At 72.0% G+C, this 21,849-nt stretch carries 16 protein-coding genes and 1 rRNA gene; 8 read left to right on the top strand and 9 right to left on the bottom strand.

What is annotated here, in order from left to right; genetic code table 11:
* Positions 1–715: 715 nt before the first annotated feature.
* Entirely contained in the window at positions 716–1,273 is a 558-nt protein-coding gene (locus ABZY20_RS30705) for an Rv3235 family protein (RefSeq protein WP_356445839.1), read from the top strand.
* Between the two features lie 94 nt (positions 1,274–1,367).
* Here ABZY20_RS30705 and secA read toward each other — a convergent pair whose 3' ends face one another.
* On the bottom strand, positions 1,368–4,214 hold the full coding sequence (gene secA / locus ABZY20_RS30700; RefSeq protein WP_356445690.1) for a preprotein translocase subunit SecA: 2,847 nt from the start codon (positions 4,212–4,214) through the stop codon (positions 1,368–1,370).
* A 303-nt stretch (positions 4,215–4,517) separates the two neighbouring features.
* Here secA and ABZY20_RS30695 point away from each other — a divergent pair, with 303 nt between their 5' ends.
* Positions 4,518–5,087, top strand: coding sequence for a GNAT family N-acetyltransferase (locus ABZY20_RS30695; protein ID WP_356445688.1), 570 nt, complete (start codon positions 4,518–4,520; stop codon positions 5,085–5,087).
* Positions 5,088–5,155: 68 nt separating this feature from the next.
* Positions 5,156–6,355 (top strand): crosslink repair DNA glycosylase YcaQ family protein, encoded by a 1,200-nt coding sequence (locus tag ABZY20_RS30690; protein WP_356445686.1) that lies wholly within the window; start codon positions 5,156–5,158, stop codon positions 6,353–6,355.
* A 71-nt stretch (positions 6,356–6,426) separates the two neighbouring features.
* Here ABZY20_RS30690 and ABZY20_RS30685 read toward each other — a convergent pair whose 3' ends face one another.
* The 7 genes from ABZY20_RS30685 to mtnA form a co-directional block, all read right to left on the bottom strand.
* Positions 6,427–7,173, bottom strand: a complete 747-nt coding sequence (locus ABZY20_RS30685; RefSeq protein WP_356445684.1) for a response regulator transcription factor — start codon at positions 7,171–7,173, stop codon at positions 6,427–6,429.
* 205 nt (positions 7,174–7,378) lie between these two features.
* Positions 7,379–8,080: a ribosome-associated translation inhibitor RaiA gene (gene raiA, locus ABZY20_RS30680; protein WP_356445682.1), complete on the bottom strand. Its 702-nt coding sequence runs from the start codon at positions 8,078–8,080 to the stop codon at positions 7,379–7,381.
* A gap of 311 nt (positions 8,081–8,391) precedes the next feature.
* On the bottom strand, positions 8,392–9,348 hold the full coding sequence (locus ABZY20_RS30675; RefSeq protein WP_356445680.1) for a ComF family protein: 957 nt from the start codon (positions 9,346–9,348) through the stop codon (positions 8,392–8,394).
* 92 nt (positions 9,349–9,440) lie between these two features.
* A complete protein-coding gene (locus tag ABZY20_RS30670) occupies positions 9,441–11,273 on the bottom strand; it encodes an LpqB family beta-propeller domain-containing protein (RefSeq protein ID WP_356445678.1) in 1,833 nt (610 codons plus the stop codon).
* Complete coding sequence (mtrB, locus tag ABZY20_RS30665; protein ID WP_356445676.1) at positions 11,263–13,683, bottom strand: MtrAB system histidine kinase MtrB; 2,421 nt, start codon at positions 13,681–13,683, stop codon at positions 11,263–11,265. The genes ABZY20_RS30670 and mtrB overlap by 11 nt, the downstream gene beginning before the upstream one ends.
* A gap of 1 nt (position 13,684) precedes the next feature.
* A complete protein-coding gene (mtrA, locus tag ABZY20_RS30660) occupies positions 13,685–14,374 on the bottom strand; it encodes a two-component system response regulator MtrA (protein WP_009188938.1) in 690 nt (229 codons plus the stop codon).
* A gap of 379 nt (positions 14,375–14,753) precedes the next feature.
* Complete coding sequence (mtnA, locus tag ABZY20_RS30655; RefSeq protein ID WP_356445674.1) at positions 14,754–15,902, bottom strand: S-methyl-5-thioribose-1-phosphate isomerase; 1,149 nt, start codon at positions 15,900–15,902, stop codon at positions 14,754–14,756.
* Positions 15,903–16,042: 140 nt separating this feature from the next.
* On the opposite strand from mtnA, the gene ABZY20_RS30650 reads away from it, so the two are divergent.
* The 5 genes from ABZY20_RS30650 to ABZY20_RS30630 are packed head-to-tail and all read left to right on the top strand — an operon-like array spanning position 16,043 to position 21,668.
* Positions 16,043–17,404, top strand: a complete 1,362-nt coding sequence (locus tag ABZY20_RS30650; RefSeq protein ID WP_356445838.1) for a glycerophosphoryl diester phosphodiesterase membrane domain-containing protein — start codon at positions 16,043–16,045, stop codon at positions 17,402–17,404.
* Between the two features lie 4 nt (positions 17,405–17,408).
* Positions 17,409–18,176, top strand: a complete 768-nt coding sequence (locus tag ABZY20_RS30645; RefSeq protein ID WP_356445672.1) for a DUF4129 domain-containing protein — start codon at positions 17,409–17,411, stop codon at positions 18,174–18,176.
* Positions 18,173–19,369 carry a DUF4350 domain-containing protein gene (locus ABZY20_RS30640; protein ID WP_356445670.1) on the top strand — a complete coding sequence of 399 codons (1,197 nt, stop codon included), beginning with the start codon at positions 18,173–18,175 and terminating at the stop codon, positions 19,367–19,369. The genes ABZY20_RS30645 and ABZY20_RS30640 overlap by 4 nt, the downstream gene beginning before the upstream one ends.
* Positions 19,369–20,358, top strand: a complete 990-nt coding sequence (locus tag ABZY20_RS30635; RefSeq protein ID WP_356445836.1) for a MoxR family ATPase — start codon at positions 19,369–19,371, stop codon at positions 20,356–20,358. Before ABZY20_RS30640 ends, ABZY20_RS30635 begins: the two co-directional genes overlap by 1 nt.
* Positions 20,358–21,668, top strand: coding sequence for a DUF58 domain-containing protein (locus ABZY20_RS30630; protein ID WP_356445668.1), 1,311 nt, complete (start codon positions 20,358–20,360; stop codon positions 21,666–21,668). The genes ABZY20_RS30635 and ABZY20_RS30630 overlap by 1 nt, the downstream gene beginning before the upstream one ends.
* 94 nt (positions 21,669–21,762) lie before the next feature.
* On the opposite strand, the gene rrf is transcribed toward ABZY20_RS30630, so the two are convergent.
* Positions 21,763–21,849, bottom strand: a 5S ribosomal RNA gene (gene rrf / locus ABZY20_RS30625); the annotation flags it as partial.

Here is a 21,849-nt window from a genome sequence, read left to right as displayed (position 1 = left end):
AGGTCTTCAGGATACGTGCGGGACGTCCCCTTTCGAGTCCCGCCCCATGGCCCCGAAGACGTCCACTCCGGTCCGGAAATTCACCCACCCCACCCCGCCTGTCCAGGGCGTTGTCCTCCTTCATCACCCGGATAGGTGAAGTTTCCGGCCCCTGCGACCCGGCGCCGCCTTCCTTGCTCCGGCCCCCCTCGACCCCGTACAAGATCCCCGACCGAAGTTACTCATCGGTACCGACCGGACCTCCGCGTCCGGCCCACGAACGGGGACCCCCATGCGCAAGGTCATGACCAGGGCACACCACGCCCGCCTGCTCCGCGGGACGAACGGCACGGCGCAGCCGGCCCGGGGTGCAGCGTCCGCCCAGCGGGCGACCAGCACCGCACCATCGGGCCAGGAGGCCACCAGCACCACGACACCGGCCCAGGAGGCCACCCCCGCCCACCAGGCGAACAGCCCCGCCTCACCCACCCGAGGCGCAGCCACCGCCCAGCGGGCCACCAGCACCACGGCACTGGGTCAGGGAGCCACCAGCACCACGACACCCGCCGAGCAGGCCATCACCGCACGCCGGACGGGCAGCTCGACCCCACCCGCCCAGGCCACCCTCACCACCCGGCAGGCGAAGAACAACCCTCACCCCGCTCAGGACCCGGCCACCGCACGCCGGACCGGGAGCAGCACCACCCCGCCCCGCATCCCCGGCGGCGGGCGTCGCATGCCGGCGGCCGGTGATCGTCCTCCGGGGGCCGCCCGCGCCAGGCGTGGCCAGAGCCGTCCCGCCGACACCCGCCCGCCGACCCTTGCGGGCACGCGCTCAGCAGCGCGCAGGACGGTCCGCGGCAGCGCCCCGGCCCCGGCGGACACCCGCACCCCGGTGACGCCCGAGACCGGCCCCCGCGTCCCGTCCCAGACCCCGCGCCGCCCGCTGTACCACCCGCTGCCCACCGACCGGTTCGCCGATCTCCTCGTCGCCGTCCTGAGCGGCCACCGGCCCGTGCACTCGATGCTGCGCCACACCCGCGGACGCGCCTACGACGAACTGGCCCGGCTGGCCGAACGCGGCCCCCTGCGCACCCGCGGCGCCCGCCCCGTCGTCCGGGACATCGGCTACTTCGAACCCCGCCCGGGCGCCATCGAGGCCTTCGCCCGCATCGGCGCCGGAGACCGGCTGCGCGCCATGGCCTTCCGTCTGGAACTCGGCCAGGACCTCCGCTGGCGCTGCACAGCGGTCGAGCTGGGCGGCCCGCGTCGTCCGCGCGCGGACGACGACTGACCCCGCGGCCGCCCGGGCACGGCAAGCCGAAGGGCCGGGCACCCTCAAGGTGCCCGGCCCTTCCCTTCAAGCCGCTACGACGCTTCGCCGGCCGTCACTTCTTGCGACGCCCGCGGCTTCGCGCCTGCTTGCGGCGCTCCGCGCGGGTGAGGCCGTCGGCCTCGGAACGCACCGGCTCGTCGTCGGTGGCGAAGTCGCCCTCGATCGTGCCGCCCTCGCCGTCGACCGTCGGCGCGGAGAAGTGGAGGTTGCGCCGCTGCGGGACGTCGAGCCCCTTGGCACGGATCTCCGGACGGGCACCGGCCTGCGCGGGCACCGCGTCGTGCTTCTCCAGGTCGGCCACCGGCTTGGCGTCCTCGACGGGGACCTCCTCGACCTGCTGCTCGACCTGGACCTCCAGGTTGAACAGGTAGCCGACGGACTCCTCCTTGATGCCCTCCATCATCGCGGTGAACATGTCGAAGCCCTCGCGCTGGTACTCGACCAGCGGGTCCTTCTGGGCCATCGCCCGCAGGCCGATGCCCTCCTGGAGGTAGTCCATCTCGTAGAGGTGCTCGCGCCACTTGCGGTCGAGGACCGACAGCACGACCCGGCGCTCCAGCTCACGCATGATCTCGGAGCCGAGCTGCTCCTCACGCGCCTGGTACTGCTCGTGGATGTCGTCCTTGATGGAGTCGCCGATGAACTCGGCCGTCAGACCGGCCCGGTCGCCGGCCGCCTCCTCCAGTTCCTCGATCGTGACCTTGCACGGGTAGAGCTGCTTGAACGCGCCCCACAGCCGGTCGAGGTCCCAGTCCTCCGGGAAGCCCTCGGCGGTCTCGGCCTGGACGTACGCGTCGATGGTGTCGTCCATGAAGTGCTGCACCTGCTCGTGCAGGTCCTCGCCCTCCAGGACGCGGCGGCGCTCGCCGTAGATGACCTCACGCTGGCGGTTGAGGACCTCGTCGTACTTCAGGACGTTCTTGCGCGTCTCGAAGTTCTGCTGCTCGACCTGCGACTGGGCTGAGGCGATCGCGCGCGTGACCATCTTGTTCTCGATCGGCACGTCGTCCGGCACGTTCGCCATGGACATCACACGCTCGACCATCTGCGCCTTGAACAGCCGCATCAGGTCGTCACCGAGGGAGAGGTAGAAACGCGACTCGCCCGGGTCGCCCTGACGGCCGGAACGACCGCGCAGCTGGTTGTCGATCCGCCGCGACTCGTGCCGCTCGGTGCCCAGCACGTAGAGACCGCCGAGCTTCTCGACCTCGTCCTTCTCCGCCTGGACGGCCTTCTCGGCCCGCTGCAGCGCCTCGGGCAGGGCGTGCGCCCACTCCTCGATGTGCTCCTCGGGGTCGAGGCCGCGCTGGCGCAGCTCCGCCTCGGCGAGGTCCTCGGGGTTGCCGCCGAGCTTGATGTCCGTACCGCGGCCGGCCATGTTGGTGGCCACCGTGACACTGCCCTTGCGGCCGGCCTGGGCGACGATCTGCGCCTCGCGCTCGTGGTGCTTGGCGTTCAGCACCTCGTGCTGGATGCCGCGCTTGCTGAGCTGCTGCGAGAGGTACTCGGACTTCTCGACGGACGTCGTGCCGACGAGGATCGGCTGGCCCTTGCGGTGCTTCTCCTCGATGTCGTCGACGACCGCCTCGAACTTGGCGACCTCGGTCCGGTAGATCAGGTCCGACTGGTCCTTGCGGACCATCGGCCGGTTGGTCGGGATCGGCACCACGCCGAGCTTGTAGATCTGGTGGAACTCGGCGGCCTCGGTCATGGCCGTACCGGTCATGCCGCACAGGCCCGGCTGTTCCTTGCCGCTGTGGTCGTGGCGCTTGTACAGGCGGAAGAAGTTCTGGAGGGTGATCGTGGCGAGCGTCTGGTTCTCGTCCTTGATCGGCACCCCTTCCTTCGCCTCGATCGCCTGGTGCATGCCCTCGTTGTAACGGCGGCCCGCGAGGATACGTCCGGTGTGCTCGTCGACGATCATGACCTCGTCGTCGATGATGACGTAGTCCTTGTCCTTCTTGAAGAGCTCCTTGGCCTTGATGGCGTTGTTCAGGTAGCCCACCAGCGGGGTGTTCACCGACTCGTAGAGGTTGTCGATGCCCAGCCAGTCCTCGACCTTGGCGACACCGGACTCGTGGATGGCGACCGTGCGCTTCTTCTCGTCGACGTCGTAGTCGCCGGTCTCCTCGAGGCCCTTGAGCGGCTGGCCGGCCTCGCCGCGCTTGAGGCGCTTGACGAGCTTGGCGAAGTCGCCGTACCACTTGGTCGCCTGGTCGGCCGGACCGGAGATGATCAGCGGCGTACGGGCCTCGTCGATGAGGATGGAGTCGACCTCGTCGACGATGGCGAAGTTGTGGCCGCGCTGGACGAGCTCGTCCTTGGACCACGCCATGTTGTCGCGCAGGTAGTCGAAGCCGAACTCGTTGTTCGTGCCGTACGTGATGTCGCAGGCGTACTGCTCGCGGCGCTGAGCCGGCGTCATGTTGGCGAGGATGCAGCCCACGGTCAGGCCCAGGAAGCGGTGGACGCGGCCCATCATCTCGGAGTCGCGCTCGGCCAGGTAGTCGTTCACCGTGATGATGTGAACGCCCTCGCCGGACAGGGCGTTCAGATACGCCGGCAGCGTGCCCACAAGGGTCTTGCCCTCACCGGTCTTCATCTCCGCCACGTAGCCCATGTGCAGGGCGGCGCCGCCCATCATCTGCACGTCGTAGTGACGCTGGCCGAGGACGCGCTTGGCGGCCTCGCGGACGGTGGCGAACGCCTCGGGCAGCAGGTCGTCGAGGCTCTCTCCGTCGGCGTAGCGCTGCTTGTACTCATCGGTGAGGGCCCGCAGCTCGGCGTCGGAGAGGTCGACGAAGTCCTCTTCGATGGAGTTGACCTGGTCCGCGATGCGGTGCAGCTTGCGCAGGATCTTGCCTTCGCCTGCACGCATGATCTTCGAGAGGACGGACACGGGGGTTGGTCTCCTTGCCGGTCGGGCCTGGGACGGTCGGTTACCACTTGACTTACTGAGCAACGGCCATCGTATGCGAGGACCCCGCCGCGCCGGGAGGGCCTGCCGTGACGGCACCGTCCGCTGCTTCGATTCTGTTTCACGTCTGCTTCGAAGGGGACAACGTCCGAGCCCTTCGGATAGTGCCGCACCCTTCCACCGAATTGCACAAAGCGTGACCGCACCTCACCCTCGGTCGTTCCCGGCCGGTCGGTCCTGACAAACGGATGGCGGTCCCGCACGTGCGCCGAGCAGAATCGGCCGATGGACCCCGTCACCCTCACCACGGACCGCCTCCTGCTGCGCCCGGTAGGCCCCCAGGACACCGACGCGGTGTACGACGCCTGTCAGGACCCCGACATCCAGCGCTGGACCACGATCCCCTCGCCCTATCTGCGCGAGCACGCCCGGAGCTTCACGGAACAGGTGGCTCCGGACGGCTGGGCGGACGGGTCGATGTTCACCTTCGGCGTCTTCCTGCACTCCGGAGAACTCGCGGGCATGCTCGGCATCACCCTGCGCGGGCTCGGCATGGGGGAGGTCGGCTTCTGGGCCGCGAAGGAGCACCGCGCCCGCGGCCACATCACCGAGGCCACCCTCACCGTCTGCCGCTGGGCCTTCGTCCACGCCGCGATCGACCGCGTCGAATGGCGCGCGGAGGTGGGGAACCACGGGTCGCGCGCGGTGGCGGAACGGGCGGGCTTCACGATCGAGGGCACGCTGCGCTCGGCGACGAACAACAACGGAGTACGCCGGGACACCTGGGTGGGTTCGCTGCTCCCGTCGGACCTGGGCCTCCCGTCGACGGCCCCGTACCTGCCGGCACCGGCCTGACGGCGGCTGCTCGGCGAATCCCGCAGGTCACCCCCCGTTGTCAGTCCCACCCCCTATCGTGCGGAACCATGACCACCCCGCACCCCACGGCAGATCTCTCCGCAGACGAGGCCCGCAGAATCGCGCTGCGCGCCCAGGGCTTCCTCGGCGCCCCCGACCGCCGCTCCGGCGTCCGCGGCGTCCTCCGCCACCTGGGCGCGATACAGCTCGACACGATCTCGGTCCTGGCCCGCTCGCACGAACTCGTGCCGTACGCCCGCCTGGGCGCGGTGGGCCGCAAGACGGTCGAGGACGCCTACTGGAAGCCTGCGATCCCCGGCACGCCTCCGGCGCGACCCCACGCCTTCGAGTACTGGTCGCACGCCGCCTGCATCCTGCCCATCGAGGAGTGGCCCCACTTCGCCTTCCGCCGGCGCGCCTACCGCGACCGCCCGCACTGGAACCAGGAGCTCCCCGACGGCACCTACGACCAGGTCATCAAGCAGCTCCGCGCCGAAGGCCCCCTCACCGCGACCGAGTTGGGCGGCGCGAAGAAGACGAACGACTGGTGGGACTGGTCGGGTTCCAAGGTCGCCGTCGAACGCGCCCTGATGTACGGCGAGGTCGTCTGCGTGGAGCGCCGCGGCTGGAAGCGCCTCTACGACCTCGCCGAGCGCGCGATCCCGGAGGCGCTGCTGCACGACGAGCTGGACGACAGGGAGTGCCTGCGCCGACTGGTCCGTCTGGCGGGCCAGTCCCTGGGCGTGGGCACCCGTGCGGACATCGCCGACTACCACCGCCTCAAGGCGGAGCAGGTCGACGCGGTGATCGCCGACTCCGGTCTGGTCCCGGTCACGGTGGAGGGCTGGGGCAAGCCCGCCTGGGCCGACCCCGCCGCCCTGGAGACGACTCCGCGCGGCCGTCACCGCACCACACTCCTGTCCCCCTTCGACTCCCTGATCTGGGAGCGGGCCCGAACTGAGCGGATCTTCGGCTTCACGCACCGCCTGGAGGCCTACGTGCCCAAACAGAAGCGGATCCACGGCTACTTCGCGATGCCGGTCCTGGCCGGCGGCCGGCTCGTCGGCCGGGTGGACCCGGCCCGCGAGGGGCGCACACTGGTGGCCCGCCAGGTCACGCTCGACGGCCCGAAGGCGGTCCCGGCCGTCGCACAGGCCCTCGTCGAGGCGGCGACCTGGGTGGACTGCACGGATGTCCGCGTGGAACGGGTCGACGCACCCGATCTGCGCGAGCCGCTCGTGAGCGAACTGGCCCGCGCGACCGGCTGACGGAACCGGCCCGCGCGACCGCCTGACGCCCGGGACGCCCCGGATGCCGCTGCCGGCCGGACGCCCGGCCGTCAGCGGATCTCGAGGATCTTCTCCCGCATCGCGTACACCACGGCCTCCATCCTGGAGTGCAGCTGCAGCTTCTCCAGGATGTTGCGCACATGGTTCTTCACGGTGTTCTCGGAGATGAACAACTCCTTGGCGATATCTCGGTTGTTCATCCCCGTCGCCACGAGCTTGAGGACTTCCAGCTCGCGGTCCGTCAGGCGCGGTGCGGGCACCAGCCGGCGCTCGTCGGTGCGCTGGATCATCGACTTGAACTCGGTGAGCAGTTTCGACGCCATGGACGGGCTGATCTGCGACTGCCCGTCGGCGACGGCCCGAATGGCGGTGGCCACCTCGTCCGTGGAGATCTCCTTGAGGAGATAACCGGTCGCTCCTGCCTTGATGGCGTCGTAGAGATCGGCTTCCTCGTCGCTGATCGTCAGCATGATGATCTTCGCGCTGGGCGCCACCTCCTTGATGGAGGTGCACGCCTCGATCCCGCCCCGCTTGGGCATCCGCACGTCCATCAGGACGATGTCGGGCAGCAGGTCGGCGGCCTTCTCGACGGCCTCGGCACCGTCGCCCGCCTCCCCGACGACCTGGATGTCCTCCTCGGCGGCGAGCACGATCTCCAAACCGCGGCGGAACAGGGCGTGGTCGTCCACCACGAGGACTCTGATCGGTTCCTTGCGTGGAGTCCCCGAGTCCGGGCCGGTGCCGACGACGCCGTCGTCGGCATCCCCGTCACGCATCGGTCCGAAGCTGTCCGCCATCGTTCCTCCCCCTGAAGGCTGTGGCCTGAGGTCCTGAGCCATCGCCAACCCAGAGCAACGACCCACCGGTTGGGCCGTGGCCGCCATGATTTCATGCCCGGACGGCGCCGGGGTGACGGAGCGGGGCGCGAAGTGGTCGCACAGGGGTGCCCCTGGGGGCGCACACGCGCTCCAGGGGCACCTTCTCCGCTATCAACCGGCACGGTCAGCCGCCGAGCGCACCGCCCGCCTCGGGGGAGTGCGCCTGTGTGACCATCGTGTCCGTCCGGAGGTGGATCACGCCGTAGTCGTAGGCGTGCCGTCGGTAGACGACACTCGGTTCCTTGGTCTCGGAGTCGACGAACAGGTAGAAGTCGTGCCCGACCAGCTCCATCTCGTAGAGAGCCTGGTCGAGGGTCATGGGCGCTGCGACGTGGGTCTTCTCACGGACGACGATGGGGCCGTCACCCTGTACTTCCAGCGAGCCGATCTTCTTCGTGGGGACGGCCGCCTCCGGCTCCTCCTCGTGAGCGGGGACCGCCTCGCCGTTCCCGTTGAGCGTCGCCACGCCCGGGACGTGGTCGGCGACCTCCGCGGCCGGGATCCGGCGCGCACCACGGCGCGAGAACCGCTTGTCGTGCTGCCTGCGCAGCCGGGCTTCCAGCTTTTCCGCCGCCAGGTCGAGCGCCGCGTACGGATCGCTCGCCGCTGCCTCCGCCCGGATCACCGGACCGCGGGAGCGGAGCGTGATCTCCACTCGGTCACAACGGTCGGCCTGTCGGGGGTTGGGCTCCTTGGACACCTCGACGTCGAGGCTGATCACCTTGCCATCGAGCTTCTGGATCTTCTCCAGCTTCAGCTTCTCGGCCACGTGCTTCCGGAACCGCTCGGGCACCTCGGTCTTGCGGCCCTTGACGACGATGTCCACGCAGAACTCCGTTCCCGGATCGCTCCGCTGCGGTGCGGAGCATCTCCCTTTTGCACCAGGTCCCGGGGTGTCCCGGAACCTCGGACTCGGTGACTTCCACCTCCTCCCCCGAGGGCGAGATCTCCACTCCACCGTCGCGAGTGATGAACGAAAACCCGCAGTACGGCATTCGGATTTAAGAGGTGTGGCCTGCGGCTTTCCCTCTGAACCGAACATATCTCGCCCGGACGGATGTCGTCACCCTCTACTGCGGCGTACCTCCGTTCCGGTGAAAAGGCCCTCTCATTACCTGCAACGACACAAGATCTCAGTCAGTTCCGGTTTATTTCGAAAGAGTCCGGTGGCGCCGCGACCACTGCCGCGCACACCACGTCGCCGACTCCGGCGGCGCCGTCAGCGCCCGCCATTCCCTGCCTGCCGGGCCGCCGGCCCGTCCTCTCCCGCCTTGTTCCGACGTACTGTTCCTCTCTGCTTTCCCACGTCTCTCCCCCGTACACGGCCATAGTCCTCCGAGCGTGGGAAATCAGCCCCGATCGCGGTCCGTACGGCACCCCGTGCGGCACCCCGTGCGGCACCCCGTACGGCATCGGTTGCCCGAGGGCGACCGCACGCACGGCCCGCGCGGCCTCCGCCAGGGACGCCCCCGTGGTCATCACGTCGTCGACGAGGACGACCGGTCCCGCCGTCAGCAGCCCGGCGCCACCGGGCACCACCGCCAGCGCGCCCGCGAGATTGTCCAGTCGCTGACGGGAGTTGAGCCCCGACTGGTCAAAGACGGCCCGCCGCTGCCGCAGCACGCCGAGCACCCGGGCCGGAACCCCGCCGCGCCGCAGCTCGGCCGCCGCCGCGAGGGCGATCCGCCGCGCCGGGTCATGCCCCCGGGCCCGTACGGCGCGCCGCCCGGACGGCACGGGCACGAGCAGCACGGTGTCCCCGGCCCGCCGGGACCACCGCTGCCCGCCCGGTGACCACGCTCCCCGGAGCCCCGCCCGCACGGCTCCCGCCAGCGCCGCGCCCAGTGGACCGGCCAGAGCCAGAGCACCCCGTTCCTTGTGGGCCAGGAGCGTCGCCCGGACCTCGTCCGCGTACCGGGCCGCCGCGTGCACCACGGGCAGCCCGGGCGGCTCGGGCACCGGCCGGACGCGCCGCACACCGGCCCCGTCCAGCACCGCGCGGCACCGGGCGCACAGCACCGCACGAGGCGCCCCGCAGCCGCCGCACTCACCCGGCAGCACCAGGTCGGCGAAGTCCTGCCACCACCCCCGCATGGACACCACTGTGACGCCCCGGCCACGGCCCTGCCACCCCTGTGGAAAACCGCCTGTGGACAACCGGGGGCGCCTGCCGGTCACCGCACCGCTCACCCCGGATAGACCGGCGCCGTCCCCTTCGTCACCTTCTGCCACTGCGCCCCCGAGGGCAGCCGGACGATCCCGTCCACCGAGTACGCCACCAGCGGCAGCTCGTCGTCGTCGGCGGCGGTGACGTCCTTGACGCCGGTCAGGGCCGCGGGCGCCGGTACGTCCGGAGTGGAGCCGTCGACCTGCACGTAGCGCATCTGCTGCACGCCCCCGTGCTCGCGCCCGACCACCACGAGCCGGCTGTCCCCGGCCCACGACATGGCCGTGACCTCCTCCAACTCCGGTGTCGCGGAGCGCAGTTCGACCACCCGGACGGCCGGCTCCTCGCCCGGCTTCCCGTCCCGCTCGATCAGCCCGACCAGCAGGGTCTTCTTGCCGTCCTTCTCCACCACCAGCGCGATCCGCACGCCGTCGGCGGCCACCCGTACGGACTGGATCCGCCCGTCCAGGGACGGCGTCCGGACCTCCACCGGCTCGCCCTTGCCCTCCTCGAGCAGCAGCAGCCGCGGACGGTCGGGGTCACGGTCGGCCACCCACAGGCCGTCCTCCGCGTCCCAGCTCGGCGTCGTCAGCCGCTCCGCCTCGCTCCCGCCCTGGCTGCGCAGCACCGGCTCCCCGAGCGACCCGCCCGAGACCAGCGAGCCCACGTACAGCGAGCGGCCGTCGAGGCTGACGCCTGCGGCGCTGCGCTCGTCGCGCGAGACCGCCACCGACCGCAGTGCCGTCTCGCCCTCGCCCAGCGCTCCCGGCGCCGGGTCCGCCTCACTGTCGTCGCTGCCGGCGGGGAGCCGTACGAGACGGTCCTTGCCGTCGAGGAAGTACAGGTAGTCGGGATGGCGCGCGGAGCTGCGGACGGCCGCCGCGTCGGCCGCGTCCTGCGTGAGCGTGCAGAGCTCCGTCCCGCCGGCCCGCAGCTCGACCTCGTCCACCGCGGGACTGAGGGTGCGCAGCGTGAACAGCAGCTGTGCGGCCATCTCGTCGCAGCGGTTGGCGCCGATGCCCGCGGCCTTGTCGTTGAGCGGGACCGTCAGCCGGTTCCGGTCGTCGGGCGTGAGGGCTCCGGCGTCTTTCGCCAGCGCCGTGCCGGTCGGGAAGCTGGAGCGCACCACGGGGTTGAGCCACCGCGTGGGCCCGCTGAGCAGGGAGCGCACCATCTGTGTCATGGGCTCCACGCGCCGCCGCACGTACACGGGGTCCGCGACCGCCGTCGGCTGGGAGTCCGTCCCGGCCGCCACCGAGTTCGAGGCGAAGTAGTACTTGCTGACCGACATGTAGTTGCGCTGGAAGTCCGACTGACCGATGAGGACGCCCTGCGGCAGCGCGTCGATCCGCCACTGCCCGCTCTTCTCGTCCTGCTTCAGATGCACGGTCCTGCCGTACGGCCCGGTCGCCGGCGCGTACGCCTGCCGCGCGTCCACGGTGGCCACCTTGGTGCCGGTCAGCCGGAACGAGATCTGGCGGGTGTCCTCACCGCCGCCCGTGCTCTCCGGCTTGGCACCCGGCCCGTCCGTGAGCACCGTGGTGGACAGCTCCGGCCGCCAGGTCTTCGCCGCCTCGCCCGTCAGGTACTGGCGGGCGGTCTTGTAGTGCGGATCGTCGCTGGTGAGCGCCTCCAGGAAGCCCTGCACGATCTCCGAGGGCGCCGCGTCCTCCCCCGGCGGCACGGCGAACACCCGCACCTGCGTCTCCTGGCGCGGGGTGGACTCCACATCGCGCAGATCGCCGCTGTCCGGCATCGAGGCGCACCCCGCCAGCACCAGCACACCACCGGCGGCGTACGTCATCACACGCGCGGGCCTGCGCCGGCCGCGCCCCTCGCGGTCAGCGCCCACGAGATCCCTCCCCTTGCCTGTTCGCCTCTCCCGGCCCGGTCTCCCCACCGGGCGGCGCGGCGGCGTCGTCCCGCTCCGCTCCCCGCGGCCCGCCCACGACAGGACCGCGGGCCTCGCTCCGCGCCGGGCCACTCGCCACACCGCTCCCGACCGAGACGACGGGCCCGGCGGACACCGTATGTCCGGGCGGCACCGTGTGTCCGGGCGGCACCGTGGATCCGTCCGTCACTGACGATTGGCCGGTCACTGTCGGTTTGTCGGTCGCCGTGGATCCCGTGGATCCCGCGGAACCGACGGAGGCGGCGGGTCCGTCGGAGCCTCTCCCGCTCATCACGCCGTTGCCGCCCGCCCCCGTCAGCGCGCTCGCACTCGCACTCGTGCCCGCGTCACGCGCCGGCCCGGCCGCCGCCTCCGGGTCGTCCTGCCGCCGGTTGCCCGAAGCCGGGCGCGGCACCACACGAGCGCCGTTGCCGGGCATCGCCGTCGGATCGGCGGTGGGAGCCGACGCACCGGCCCTCGGCGGTATCGGGTCCCGGTGCGACGCGGCGGGCGCCTGCCCGTTCGCCGACTGCGCCGGTACGGTCGCCCGCTTCTCGCCGTCCCCGCCGCCGCTCGGCAGCCCGGCGTCGTCGAGCCCCCGGTTCCGCCGCGAGTCCTTCGGCTCCAGGGGTATCGGCGAGCCCCGCAGCGGCTCGTCCGCGGTCCTGGGCAGGGTCAGCCGGAACTGCGAGCCGCCGCCCGGCTCGCCCCACGCCTGGAGCCAGCCGCCGTGCAGCCGCGCGTCCTCCAGGGCGATGGACAGCCCCAGACCCGTACCGCCGGTGGTACGCGCGCGTGCCGGGTCGGCCCGCCAGAAACGGCTGAAGACCCGGGTCGCCTCCCCCGGCTTGAGCCCGACCCCGTAGTCCCGCACCGCGACGGCGACGGCACCGCCGGCCGCGGCGAGCCTGACCACGACGTCCTTGCCCTCGCCGTGCTCGACGGCGTTGACGACGAGGTTGCGCAGCACCCGCTCCACGCGCCGGGCGTCGGCCTCGGCGACGACGGGCTGCTGGTCGCCCAGGACCCTGATCCGCGTGCCCTTGCGCTCCGCGAGCGGCTCGGCCCCGCTGACCACCCGCCGGACGACGTCCCTGAGGTCGATCGGCTCCGCCTCCAGCGCCGCCGCACCCGCGTCGAACCGGCTGATCTCCAGCAGGTCCGCGAGCAGCGACTCGAACCGGTCCAGCTGGTCGGCGAGCAGCTCCGCCGACCGCGCGGTCACCGGGTCGAAGTCCTCGCGCGCCTCGTGGATGACGTCGGCGGCCATCCGCACGGTCGTCAGCGGCGTACGCAGCTCGTGCGACACGTCCGACACGAACCGGCGCTGCATCCGCGACAGGTCCTCGAGCTGGCTGATCTTCAGCTGGAGGTTCTGCGCCATCTTGTTGAAGGCCTCGCCGAGCCGCGCGATGTCGTCCTCGCCGGTGACCTTCATCCGCTCCTGCAGCCGCCCGGCCGACAGCCGCTCGGCGATCCCCGCGGCCATCCGCACCGGCGTGACGACCTGCCGTACGACGAGCCAGGCGATCGCCCCGAGCAGCACGACGACGAACAGTCCGGCCGTCGCCAGCGTGCCCTTGACCAGGCTCAGCGACTTCTCCTCCTGCGTCAGCGGGAAGAGGTAGTACAGCTGGTACGGGTCACCGTTGGGGTCGTTGACCTGCTTGCCGATGACCAGGCCCGGCTGGGAGTCCTTGGTGGCGCTGTTGTAGGTGATGCGGGTGTAGCTCTGGGCGGCCGTCGTACTGCTGCCGACACGGTCGCGCAGATCGGTGGGGACGCTCGTGCTCCAGTTCACCTCGCCCGAAGCGCGCGGTCCGCGTCCCCCGGTGCCGTCCGCGTCGGAGGCCGGGAGCGTGACCACGTCGAAGGCGCCCTGGCCGCCGCTGGACAGTGAGGAGACCAGGTCACTCATCCACTGGATGACGTTCTGCGCGGGACGGCCGTCCGCCGTCGCGACGTCGTCGCCGCTGCCGCTCGCCGCCTCGTCGGCCCGCTGCTTGGCCACCGCGAACCCGCCCGCGGCCTGGCTCTGGGACGCCTTCACCTTCGCGTCCAGCAGCCCGTTGCGCACCTGCCCGATGACGACGAAACCGAGCAGCAGCACCACGCCCAGCGACATCAGCAGCGTCGTGACGACGACCTTGAGCTGGATGTTGCGCCGCCACAGCCGCATGACGGGCAGCAGCGGCCGCCGTATCCACCGCATGAGCAGGCGGATGACCGGGCTGCCCTGGACACCGCCCTGGAGCAGCAGCCCGCTCTCCAGGAACCGTCCCCATCGCGAGCCGGACCCCTTGCGCCCGACAGGCCGCCCCGGGCGGCCCCCGGACCGGCCGGGCGCCGAAGCGGCACTGTCGCCGGGCATGTCAGCTCGGTCCTGCCTTGTACCCGACACCACGGACGGTCACCACGATCTCCGGCTTCTCCGGGTCCTTCTCGACCTTGGAGCGCAGCCGCTGCACATGCACGTTCACCAGCCGCGTGTCCGCCGCGTGCCGGTAGCCCCAGACCTGCTCCAGCAGCACCTCACGCGTGAACACCTGCCACGGCTTGCGCGCCAGCGCGACCAGCAGGTCGAACTCCAGCGGCGTCAGCGCGATCGACTGCCCGTCCCGCTTCACGGAGTGCCCCGCCACGTCGATGACCAGGTCACCGATGGCGAGCTGCTCCGGAGCCGGCTCCTCCGACCTCCTCAGCCGCGCCCGGATCCGGGCCACCAGCTCCTTCGGCTTGAACGGCTTCACGATGTAGTCGTCCGCGCCCGACTCCAGGCCCACGACGACGTCGACCGTGTCGCTCTTCGCCGTCAGCATCACGATCGGCACCCCGGACTCCGCCCTGATCAGACGGCACACCTCGATGCCGTCCCTGCCGGGCAGCATCAGGTCGAGGAGCACCAGATCGGGCTTGGCCTCACGGAAGGCGGCCAGCGCCTTGTCGCCGTCGGCAACGAAAGACGGCTCGAAACCCTCACCACGCAGCACAATGCCGAGCATCTCGGCCAGTGCGGTGTCGTCGTCGACGACAAGGACTCGTCCCTTCATAAACGACATCATCCCATTCTCATAACGGTGGCGAAGGCAGTGGTGAGGTAGGTCACCGGCCAGTGACCATAGTCGCAGCAAGCGCCACTGTCTGCCCTCGCCCGCCCGGCCGATGATCTCGACGACGGGTACGCACCCGCCGAGGACCGCGAACGGCACCACCAGCGCACGGGCGCTCCACCGCCGGACGGCACCACCCAGCAACGGGCGGGCGCACCCTCCACCGCCGGACGGGCACCACCCGCCGGCACCCGGGCATCACGCACCGGCAGCCGGGCACCATCCACCGACGGACGGAACGACGAGCGGGCAGCCGGAGCCCCGGGGAGCGAAGCCGCGGAAGCGGAGACCCCCCGAACGGCCCGGTCGGTTCAGGACGCCGAAGCCGAGCTCAGCTCCTCGATGCCGAGCGCGACCGCGCACACACCTCGGCGAGCGCCTCGGCCGTCACCGGGGACACGACCCCCTCCTCCGTCACGATCGCCGTGACCAGCTCGGGCGGGGTGATGTCGAACGCCGGGTTGTACGCCTGCGTCCCCAGCGGCGCCACCTGGATCCCCCCTCCCGCCTCGGCACCGGCCACCGGAGCCTGCGGCGCCACCAGCTCGGTCACCTCGTGCCCGGGCCGCTGCTCGACCTCGACGGACGCGCCGTCGGGCGTGTCCAGGTCGACCGTCGTCACCGGTGCCACCACGATGAACGGCACATGGTGGTACCGCGCCAGCACCGCCAGCGGATAACTCCCCACCTTGTTCGCCACCGAGCCGTCCGCCGTGATCCGGTCCGCGCCGATCAGCACCGCGTCCACCTCGCCGGCGGCGAACAGCGACCCCGCCGCGTTGTCCGTGAGCAGCGTGTACCCCATCCCGCTGCGCGCCGCCTCGTACGCCGTCAGCCGCGCGCCCTGCAGCAGCGGACGCGTCTCGTCCACCCACAACCGCCGCAGCCGGCCCACCCGGTGCGCCGCGAGCGCCACCGCGAACGCCGTCCCCTCCCCGCCCGACACCAGCGCACCGGTGTTGCAGTGGGTGAGGATCCGGTGCCCGCCGCCGGGCATCAGCTCGTCCAGCAGCGCCAGCCCGTGCTCGGCCATCCGCGCACTGGCCTCGGCGTCCTCCCGGTGCAGCTGCCGCGCCGCGGCCAGCGCGGCCGCTGCCGCCTGCCGGACGTCACCGCCCTCGGCGAGCACAGCCTCATGAGCCGCCTGCGCCCGGCGTACCCCGACGGCCAGGTTCACCGCGGTCGGACGGGCGCTCGCCAGCGCGGACGCGGCGTCGTTCACGTCGAACCCGCGCATGGCGGCGAGCGCGACACCGTAGGCGCCCGCGATCCCGAGCAGCGGCGCCCCGCGCACGGCCAGCGAGCGGATCGCCTCCACGAGCGCGGGCGCGTCCGTGCAGACCAGCTCGACTTCCTCTGCCGGCAGTCTGGTCTGGTCGAGCAGGACCAGAACCGGGCCTTCCGGCGGTTCCTCCCAACGGATCGCCGGGATCTCGATCGGCCGCTTGTCCTCGCCGCTGTACGCGTACTGATCAGCCATGCCGTCAGTCTGCCCCCTATCCGGCGGACAATTGAAGGTACGCACGCCGTACCGCGGCCGGTCACACCAAGACCACCCCATGGCACGATGGCTGCCAACCTGCCGCCGCGACCGCGGACGGGCACCGTGAAGGAGCGATGATGAACGACACTCCGGGCTGGGCCTCGCCCGGATCCGCCCCGTCCGACGGGCAGAAGCCTGACGCGTCCGGCCCTGCCGAGCCCGCAGACCGCCCCGGCCCCGCGGACCAGCCTGGCCAGGCCGGCCAGACCCCGCAGGGCACCGGCCCGCAGTGGTCCAAGGAGCAGCCGCCACCGGCCCAGTGGTCCGCCCCCAGCGCCCCCGGCGGCCCGGCCGTCCCCGGCCAGGCACCCCCGCCCCCGCCGCCCGGCCCCGGCTGGGGCAACCAGCCCCCCGGCGGCTACGGACCCGGAGGCCCCGGCGGCTACGGCCGGCCCGGCGGCCCCGCTCCGCACGGCGGCTGGGGAGGCGGCTGGGGCGGCCCGCCGCCCGCCGCCAAGCCCGGCGTGATCCCGCTGCGCCCGCTCGGCGTGGGCGAGATCCTCGACGGCGCGGTCTCCACCATGCGCACCTACTGGCGCACGGTCCTGGGCATCGCGCTGACCGTCGCGGTCCTCACCGAGATCATCGTCGTGCTGTTCCAGGGGCTCGTCCTCGACGACTCCAGCACCGAGGCCCTCAACGACCCCAGCGCCACCCTCAGCGAGCTGAGCCGCGCCATGAGCGACGCCCTGCTCAACTCCACCGTCATCTTCGTGATCTCCCTGGTCGGCACGGTCATCGCCACCGCCCTGCTCACGACCGTCACCAGCCGTGCCGTGCTCGGCAAGCCGGTGACCATCGGCGAGGCCTGGCGCGACGCCCGCCCTCAGATCCCCCGGCTGTTCGGCCTCATCTGCCTGCTGCTGCTCATCACCGCCGGACTCGTCACCGTCGGCACCCTGCCCGGCATCCTCGTCGGCGTCGCCGTGAACGGCGGAGCGGGCGTCGCCCTCACCGTCCTGGGCGTCATCGGCGCCGGCATCGTCGCCCTCTGGCTGATGGTCCGCTTCTCCCTCGCCTCGCCCGCGCTGATGCTGGAGAAGCAGGGCATCAAGAAGGCCATGAGCCGCTCCGCGAAGCTCGTCCAGGGCACCTGGTGGCGGATCTTCGGCATCCAGCTGCTCGCCACGATCATCGCGAACGTCGTCGCCTCGATCATCGTCATCCCCTTCACCTTCCTCGCGGCGGCCCTCAGCGGCGACGGCCTCACCGGCTGGCTCGACAGCGGCGTCGGCAGCCTCGGCTGGACGTTCCTCATCGTCAGCGGCATCGGCTCGGTGATCGGCTCCATGATCACGTTCCCGATCACGGCGGGCGTCACCGTGCTCCTCTACATCGACCAGCGCATCCGCCGCGAGGCCCTCGACCTCGAACTGGCCCGCGTCGCCGGAGTCCAGGGCTACGGCCCCGCCGCGCCCGGCACCACCCCGGGGAGCTGATGCGGTGAGTTCGGCGGGGGAACCTCTCACCACGGCGCTGCCGCGCGCCACCATACGGACGCTGCTGAGCGCCGGCGACACCTCCGTGCTGTCGCCGGCCCGCTCCGCGGACGAGCCGCCCCTCACCATCCCGCGCGACCCCGCACGGGAAGCGGCCCGGCGCGAGTTGTCCAAACGGATGTACCACGAGGACGACCCCAGCCTCGTCCAGCGCGCCCTCGACGCCTTCTGGGACTGGCTCGGCAAACTCCTCAACTCCGCCTCCACCGCCACCCCCGGCGGCACGCTCGGCCTCGTCGTCATCATCCTGGCCGTCGTCGCCGTCCTGGCCGCCGTCTGGTGGCGCCTGGGCACCCCCCGCCGCCGGCCCACCTCGTCCCCCGCCCTGTTCGACGACCGCCCCCGCAGCGCCGCGGACCACCGCGCCGCCGCCGAGGCACACGCCGCCCAAGGGCACTGGAACCAGGCCGTCCAGGAACGCATGCGCGCCCTCGTCCGCGCCCTCGAGGAACGCGCGCTCCTCGACGTCCGCCCCGGCCGCACCGCCGACGAGGCCGCAGCGGAGGCCGGCCGCGCCCTCCCCGCCCACACGGACCGGCTGCGCACCGCCGCCCACGACTTCGACGACGTCACGTACGGCGGCCGCTCGGCGACCGAGCAGTCGTACCACCGCATGGCGGAACTCGACCGCGATCTGGAACGCACCAAGCCCCAGCTCGCGACGAGCAGCGCGAGCACGGCCCCCCACACCCGCCAGGGAGCCGCCGAATGACCACCGAGGCCACGCTCCCGTCCACCTCGGCCTCGCCCACCGCCCGCCAGGTGTGGACCCGCGCGCGCGGCATCGCGCTCGCCCTCGTGGTGCTCCTCGCCGGAGCCGTCGCCATCGCCGTGATCCGCTCCGACGCCCGCCACGGCGAACTCGACCCGCGCTCCGCCGACCCCAACGGCAGCCGCGCCGTCGCCGAGCTGCTCGCCGACCGCGGCGTGGACACCCGCGTCGTCACCACCCTGGACGAGGCAGCCACCGCGACCGGCCCGGACACCACCCTCCTGGTCGCCGTCCCCGACCTGCTGACCCGCGGTCAGCAGACCCGGCTGCACGACGCGTTCGCCGACTCCGGCGGCCGCACCGTCCTGGTCGCCTCCGGCAGCGCCTCCGTCGAACGGCTCGCACCCGGCGTCACCGCCGACCCCGCCATCAGCCTCGACTCGGCGCTCGCCCCCGACTGCGACCTGCCCACCGCGCAGCGCGCCGGCACCGCCGAAACGGGCGGCGTCCGCTACACCACCACCCACCTCGACGCCGACTCCTGCTACCCCAGCGAGCGTCTGGCAACCCTGCTGCGCATCCCCGCCGAGACAGGGGGCGGCGACACCGTCGTCCTCGGCGCCCCCGACATCCTCCTCAACGACCGCCTCGACGAGCAGGGCAACGCCTCGCTCGCCCTCCAACTCCTCGGCTCCCGCCCCCATCTGGTCTGGTACCTCCCCTCGCTCTCCGACACCTCGGCCACCGGCACCGACGACGAACGCGGCTTCTTCGACCTGCTCCCCTCGGGCTGGCTCTGGGGCACCCTGCAGCTCTTCATCGCCGCAGCCCTGGCCGCCCTGTGGCGGGCACGCCGACTCGGCCCCCTGGTGCCCGAGAAGCTCCCCGTCGCGATCCGCGCCTCCGAGACCGCCGAAGGCCGCGCACGCCTCTACCGCAAGGCCGACGCCCGCGACCGCGCCGCCGGCGCTCTCCGCTCCACCACGCGCACCCGCCTCGCCCCCCTCGTAGGCGTCCCCGTCACCCAGGCGCACTCGCCCGAGGCACTGCTCCCCGCCCTGTCCGCCCGCCTGAACGGCGAAGGACAGGACCTGCACGCACTCCTCTTCGGACCACAGCCCAGCGACGACGCAGCACTCATCGCACTCGCCGACCGACTCGACGCCCTCGAAAGAGAGGTACGCCGTCCATGATGGACCCGACCACTGACAACGCCGGGCAGAGCGGGGACCCGGGCACCGCCCGGGCCTCCCTGGAAGCCCTGCGCGCCGAGATCGCCAAGGCCGTGGTCGGCCAGGACCCCGCCGTGACCGGTCTCGTCGTCGCCCTGCTCTGCCGCGGCCACGTCCTGCTCGAAGGCGTCCCCGGAGTCGCCAAGACCCTCCTGGTCCGCGCCCTCGCCTCCGCCCTCGAACTCGACACCAAGCGCGTCCAGTTCACCCCCGACCTCATGCCGAGCGACGTCACGGGCTCCCTGGTCTACGACACCCGCACCGCCGAGTTCTCCTTCCAGCCCGGCCCGGTCTTCACCAACCTCCTCCTGGCCGACGAGATCAACCGCACCCCGCCGAAGACCCAGTCCTCCCTCCTGGAAGCCATGGAGGAACGCCAGGTCACCGTCGACGGCACCCCCCGCCTCCTCCCCGACCCGTTCCTGGTCGCGGCGACCCAGAACCCGGTCGAGTACGAGGGCACCTACCCCCTCCCGGAAGCCCAGCTGGACCGCTTCCTCCTCAAACTCACCATCCCCCTCCCCTCCCGCCAGGACGAGATCGACGTGCTCACCCGCCACTCCGAGGGCTTCAACCCCCGCGACCTCAAGGCCGCCGGCGTACGCCCCGTAGCGGGACCGGCCGACCTGGAAGCTGCCCGCGCCGCCGTCGCCAAGACGACGATCTCCCCCGAGATCACCGCCTACGTCGTCGACATCTGCCGCGCCACCCGCGAGTCGCCGTCCCTCACCCTCGGCGTCTCCCCCCGAGGCGCCACGGCCCTCCTCGCCACCGCCCGCGCCTGGGCCTGGCTGACCGGCCGCGACTACGTCATCCCCGACGACGTGAAGGCCCTTGCCCTCCCCACGCTCCGCCACCGCGTCCAGCTCCGCCCGGAGGCCGAAATGGAAGGCGTGACAGCCGACTCCGTCATCAACGCGATCCTCGCCCACGTCCCCGTCCCCCGCTGATGGCACTCACCGGACGCGCGGCCCTCCTCGCGGCCCTGGGCTCCCTCCCCGTCGGGATCTGGGAGCCCAGCTGGACGGGCATCCTGGCGGTCAACGCCCCCTTGGCCCTGGCCTGCGCCTGCGACTTCGCCCTGGCCGCCCCCGTACGCCGCCTGGGTCTCACACGCTCCGGCGACACCTCCGTACGCCTGGGCGAGACCGCCGACGTCACCCTCACGATCACCAACCCGTCCCGCCGCCCCCTGCGCGGCCACCTCCGCGACGCCTGGCCCCCCAGCAGCTGGCAGCCGGGCACGGAGACCACGGCGTCCCGCCACCGCCTCACGGTCCCCGCGGGCGAACGCCGGCGCGTCACGACCCGCCTGCGCCCCACCCGCCGGGGCGACCGCCAGGCGGACCGCATCACCGTCCGCTCCTACGGCCCCCTGGGCCTCTTCTCCCGCCAGGGCGCGCACAAAGTGCCCTGGACGGTACGTGTCCTGCCGCCGTTCACCAGCCGCAAGCACCTGCCCTCGAAGCTGGCCCGTCTCCGCGAACTGGACGGCCGCACCAGCGTGCTCACCCGAGGCGAAGGCACCGAGTTCGACAGCCTGCGCGAGTACGTCCCCGGCGACGACACCCGCTCCATCGACTGGCGTGCCACAGCCCGCCAGACCGCCGTCGCCGTCCGCACCTGGCGCCCCGAACGCGACCGCCACATCCTCCTGGTCCTCGACACCGGACGCACGTCAGCGGGACGGGTCGGCGACGCACCCCGCCTCGACGCCTCCATGGACGCGGGCCTGCTCCTGGCGGCCCTCGCATCCCGTGCCGGCGACCGAGTCGACCTCCTCGCCTACGACCGCAGAATCCGCGCCCTCGTCCAGGGCCGCTCCGCGGGCGACGTCCTTCCGTCTCTGGTCAACGCGATGGCGACGCTGGAGCCGGAGCTGGTGGAAACCGACGCCAGGGGCCTCACGGCCACGGCACTGCGCTCGTCCCCCCGCCGTTCCCTGATCGTCCTGCTCACCACACTGGACGCGGCCCCGATCGAGGAGGGCCTCCTCCCGGTCCTCACCCAGCTCACCCAACGCCACACGGTCCTGGTGGCCTCGGTCGCCGACCCGCACATCACCGCGATGGCCACGGCACGGGGAAACGTCGACGCCGTCTACGAGGCCGCGGCAGCGGCCCAGGCCCAGTCCGAACGCCACCGCATGGCGGAACAACTCCGCCGCCACGGCGTCACGGTCGTCGACGCCACCCCGGACGACTTGGCGCCGGCCCTGGCGGACGCCTACCTGGCGTTGAAAGCAGCGGGCCGCCTTTAAGCATCGCCCTTCCAGCATCCATTCGGCTCCCGAAAGGGAGCCCAGAACGCAGAAAACCCCCGCATCATAAGATGCGGGGGTTTTCCCAATAATTGTTCGGCGGCGTCCTACTCTCCCACAGGGTCCCCCCTGCAGTACCATCGGCGCTGTAAGGCTTAGCTTCCGGGTTCGGAATGTAACC

The sequence above is a fragment of the Streptomyces sp. NPDC006624 genome (genome assembly GCF_040611555.1).
Taxonomy (GTDB): domain Bacteria; phylum Actinomycetota; class Actinomycetes; order Streptomycetales; family Streptomycetaceae; genus Streptomyces.
Note: the sequence above shows the minus strand (reverse complement) of the source record. Positions and strands in the feature narration are given on the sequence as shown.